Origin of the sequence: Dyadobacter sp., from assembly GCF_039919315.1 — a bacterium.
Lineage (GTDB): Bacteria > Bacteroidota > Bacteroidia > Cytophagales > Spirosomataceae > Dyadobacter.
The window spans coordinates 1-3375 of sequence record NZ_JBDSFX010000060.1 but is presented as its reverse complement, the minus strand read 5'-3'; the positions used below and the strand labels follow the sequence as shown (position 1 = coordinate 3375).

The 3375-nt window shown below is 46.6% G+C and carries 2 protein-coding genes; one reads left to right on the top strand and one right to left on the bottom strand.

The features are described from left to right. The first annotated feature begins 18 nt into the window (after window positions 1-18). Window positions 19-2826 carry a leucine--tRNA ligase gene (gene leuS / locus ABIO93_RS17480; RefSeq protein ID WP_348069921.1) on the top strand — a complete coding sequence of 936 codons (2808 nt, stop codon included), beginning with the start codon at window positions 19-21 and terminating at the stop codon, window positions 2824-2826. Between the two features lie 76 nt (window positions 2827-2902). On the opposite strand, the gene ABIO93_RS17475 is transcribed toward leuS, so the two are convergent. Next, window positions 2903-3283 (bottom strand): hypothetical protein, encoded by a 381-nt coding sequence (locus ABIO93_RS17475; RefSeq protein ID WP_348069919.1) that lies wholly within the window; start codon window positions 3281-3283, stop codon window positions 2903-2905. Window positions 3284-3375: the final 92 nt, after the last annotated feature.

Below are 3375 nucleotides of genomic sequence, written 5' to 3'. Positions count from 1 at the left end.
GGGTTAAGAACAAAAGATATGAGTGAATATAGTCATCGGGATATAGAAAAAAAGTGGCAGGATTACTGGCAAAGCAACGGTACTTTCCAGGTTTCCAACGAATCCGCTTTGCCTAAGTATTATGTGTTGGATATGTTTCCGTATCCTTCGGGGGCCGGGCTGCATGTTGGCCATCCACTAGGGTACATCGCCTCGGATATTTATTCCCGCTATAAAAGGTTAAAGGGGTTCAATGTGCTGCACCCGATGGGATTCGACAGCTTCGGCCTTCCTGCCGAGCAGTACGCGATCCAAACCGGCCAGCACCCTGCTATCACTACCGAGCAGAACATTACCCGCTACATTGAGCAGCTGAAAAACCTGGGCCTTAGCTATGATTGGAGCCGGGAAGTGCGTACATCCGATCCTGATTATTACAAATGGACACAATGGATTTTTGCGGAATTGTTCAACAGCTGGTATAACAACGATACCGACCAGGCTGAATCCATTGATACGCTTACTGAAAAATTCAGCAAGGAAGGAAACCAAAAGGTCAATGCACCCCGTGATGAAGATACGCCGGTGTTTTCGGCTGAGGAGTGGAATGCATGGTCGGAAGAGGAGCAATATAAATTGACATTGAAATACCGGCTGACCTACGTTGCGGATGCGACCGTCAACTGGTGCCCGGGCCTTGGTTCGGTGCTTTCGAATGATGAAGTGAAGGACGGCGTTTCCGAACGTGGCGGATTTCCTGTTATTCAAAAACTGATGCGTCAATGGATGATGCGCATTACCGCTTACGCGCAACGCTTGCTGGACGGCCTGGATACTGTGGAATGGACTGATTCATTGAAAGAGCAGCAACGCAACTGGATCGGAAGGTCAGTAGGTGCGCTGGTGAAATTCGCGATTGACGGGCAGGAGGGAAATATAGAAGTTTTTACCACCCGAGTGGACACGATTTACGGGGTGACGTTCATGGTCATCGCGCCGGAACACGAGCTTGTGGATGTGATTACTACGCCTGAGCAGCGCGCGGACATTGATGCGTACATTGCAATGACGCAGAAGAAATCGGAGCGCGACCGGATGTCGGACGTGAAAACGGTTTCAGGAGCATTCACGGGTGCATTTGCCATTAATCCTTTCAATGGTGAGAAAGTGCCGGTTTACATTGCAGACTATGTATTGGCAGGTTACGGAACGGGCGCTGTAATGGCGGTACCATCAGGCGACCAGCGTGACTGGAATTTTGCAAAGCATTTCAATCTGCCTATCATACCGATCCTGGATTCTCAAAAAGAAACCGAAACCCAGGCGGATTCGACCAAGGAAGGACATTATATCAATTCAGGGATAATCAATGGTTTGACATTCCATGAGGCAAATAAGGTACTGGTTCAGTGGCTGGAAGAAAAAGGTATTGGTAAAGGAAAGATCAACTACCGTTTGCGTGACGCGGTTTTCAGCCGTCAGCGTTACTGGGGTGAGCCGGTTCCGGTTTATTATAAAAATGACAGTACCGGTCAACCATTGCCTTATTTATTAGAGGAAAGTGAGTTGCCGCTGAATTTGCCGGAGGTTGATAAATATTTGCCAACCGAAAACGGAGAGCCACCTTTGGGACGCGCGCAGGATTGGGCACACGGCTCAGGAAATGGTTACGAATTGAGCACTATGCCGGGCTGGGCTGGCAGCAGCTGGTACTGGTACCGCTATATGGATCCTAAAAACACAGAAGAATTTGCGTCGAAAGATGCGATCGAATACTGGCGCGATGTGGATCTGTACATTGGTGGAACGGAACATGCTACAGGCCACTTGTTGTACAGTCGTTTTTGGAACAAGTTTCTGAAAGACAGAGGATTTGTGCCCGAGGAGGAGCCTTTCAAGAAATTGATCAACCAGGGAATGATCCAGGGACGGAGCAATTTTGTGTACCGGTTAAAAGGGGATGATTATAGCAAACCGGTTTTTGTAAGCGCGGGATTGCGGTCGCAGTATGAAGTGTCTGCATTGCACGTAGATGTGAATATTGTGGAGAATGATGTGCTGGATGTGGCTAAATTCAAAGCAACACGACTGGACATTGCTGGTGAAAATGCGGAGTTTATCCTGGAAGACGGGAAGTATATATGTGGCGTGGAGGTGGAGAAAATGTCCAAATCCAAATTCAATGTTGTGAATCCCGACGATATTGTTGAAAGGTACGGAGCGGATACATTGCGGTTGTACGAGATGTTTTTAGGCCCGTTGGATCAGGCAAAGCCCTGGAATACCAATGGAATTGACGGCGCTTATCGCTTTATCAGGAAGCTGTGGCGGTTGTTTTACAATGACGCGGGACAATGGATTGTAAAGGACGTTCCTGCTAAGCCGGAGGAATTGAAAATCCTGCATAAGACGATCAAGAAGATTGAAGAGGACATTGAAAGCTTCTCATTCAACACGGCAGTCAGTGCATTCATGGTTTGTGTGAACGAACTGGGAAGTCTGAGATGCCAGAGCCGGGCTGTATTGCAGGAGCTGATCATATTAGTTTCTTCCTACGCACCGCACATTTCGGAGGAACTTTGGGATGCATTGGGCAACGAGAAAGGGATGGTTTCCAAAGCCGCATTCCCGAAATGGGAGCGGCAATATGTGGTGGACGCCGTTTTCGAATACCCGATCCAGATCAATGGAAAAGTAAGGGCTTCGTTGTCGTTTCCATTGGATACACCTGCTTCTGAGATTGAAAAAGAGGTACTTGCAGATGAAACCGTTCTGCGGTGGATGGAAGGTAACCCGGCCAAAAAAGTGATCGTGGTGCCAAAGCGTATCGTTAACGTGGTTATATAGTCGATTTCAACGACAGGACATAAAAAAGGAGACATTGCAGGTCAGCGCAATGTCTCCTTTTGTGCTTTTGAAGCAGTTACTTGATGGTAATCTCGCGCTCAGTTTGTTTCACGGTCAGTTCAAATGCTTTGGTTATTGTTTCACCATTGCTTGAAATGTCCAATGTGTAGCTTCCAAGCGGAAGGTCACTTACATCCATTGCTTTTCTGAACTTATCCACTTTTTTGCCTATCACTTCGCGGTACACTACATTTCCTTTGTTGTCTGAAAGTAAAATGACGGTATTGGCATTGGTGTACTTGTCGACACTGATGTGGATACGACCGGTTTTTGAAACAAAGATCCCGGTAGCGAAACCATTTACTTTTTTAGATTCTTTGTCTTCTGCGAAAGTATTGAAGGCGAAAGATGCAGTAAGAACAGCGGTTAATGCGATTGCTTTTATGAAAGTTTTCATGGCTATATGTTTTTTTAATGTTGGCAGTTGTTGTTCTGATTGAACATGACAAATATATATGCTATGCTAGGTACTATGTTATACAAAGTACA